The sequence below is a fragment of the Desulfonatronospira sp. MSAO_Bac3 genome (genome assembly GCF_003838035.1).
GTDB lineage: Bacteria > Desulfobacterota > Desulfovibrionia > Desulfovibrionales > Desulfonatronovibrionaceae > Desulfonatronospira > Desulfonatronospira thiodismutans.
This window is the reverse complement of sequence record NZ_QYZY01000070.1, coordinates 1-1,182: the sequence shown is the minus strand read 5'-3', so window position 1 is coordinate 1,182 and position 1,182 is coordinate 1. Positions and strand designations below refer to the sequence as shown.

The 1,182-nt window shown below is 55.4% G+C and carries 1 protein-coding gene; it reads left to right on the top strand.

Going from position 1 to position 1,182, the window contains the following annotated elements; genetic code table 11:
* Positions 1-776: ADP-ribosylglycohydrolase family protein (locus D5S03_RS02510; protein WP_287042593.1), on the top strand; the 776-nt coding region annotated here is incomplete at its 5' end.
* Positions 777-1,182: the final 406 nt, after the last annotated feature.

The following is a 1,182-nucleotide window of genomic DNA, read 5'->3' as shown; positions in this document are numbered from 1 at the left end:
TTGCACACGGGCGGCTTTGCCGCTCACTGTTGGGGAGTACGCCTCAAGTCTATTCAGGGTGGCGATTGCTGGCACCCCCTGAATGGTTACGATTCCGGGGATGCCTTGCTGGCCTGGCAGCCGGTGATGCCGTGGGCACCACCGTGGAGTTCATGACCAGGGGCGGTTTTGAACCACTCAGAGATATGGTCGGGGGAGGACCTTTTAATCTGCGTCCGGGTCAGTGGACTGATGATACCTCCATGGCCCTGTGCCTGGCAGAGAGCCTGATTGAAAAGGGCGGCTTTGATGCCCGGGACCAGATGGAAAGGTACTGCAGGTGGATGGAAACCGGATACCTGAGCAGCACCGGGTCCTGCTTTGATATCGGCAGTACAGTGGCTGCGGCTTTACAAAGATACCGCAAAACCGGTGAGCCTTACTCCGGTTCAACCCATCCCAGGTCGGCAGGCAACGGCACCATCATGCGCCTGGCACCAGTACCCATGAAGTACTTTCCTGACATGGACCTGGCTGAGAGCATGGCCGGGGAAAGCTCCAGGACAACCCACGGGGCACAGGAATGCATAGATGCGTGCAGGCTCTTGGCCAGGATGACGGTCAGGGCTTTATCAGGGCGGAGCAAAGAAGAAATACTTATGGCGGACAGGGACTCTTTTTCGGGAGGGGGTAAATATTTGACCAGGTCAAGCACCTGCTTGTCTCCAAGGATTCACCCAGTTAAACAGACCTCCGGTCTACGGCTTCGCCGTCCAGTTAAATGGAAGAAGATTTAACCGGATAAATGTTTAACCGGGCAGGCGCAAATTTACCCAGTTAAACAGGCCGTAAGGCCTCCTGCGTAGCAGGTAACCATTCAGGAGGTGCCATCAATCGTCACCGAGAATTGACGTGAGGCGTTACTCGCCAGCCGTGAGCGGCAGAGCCGCCCGCCTGTCCCGTGAAACACCCAGCACTCACTTTAATAATTTCGGTTTCATCACAAGCAAACAAATGGAAAAGTGAGTGCTGGGTCAGCGTAGCGGGTTTCACCGGGGTGTGCAACGAAGTTGCCCGTGCCAAAAAAACTTCTTAGGCACGGGAAGCCTTCAGGCTTCACACCCGACTAAAATGCGCTTCGCTGTCCTTCGGAATTTTAGCGGGCAGGCAGGTGCTCCGCACACACGGTTTTGAAGAACATAG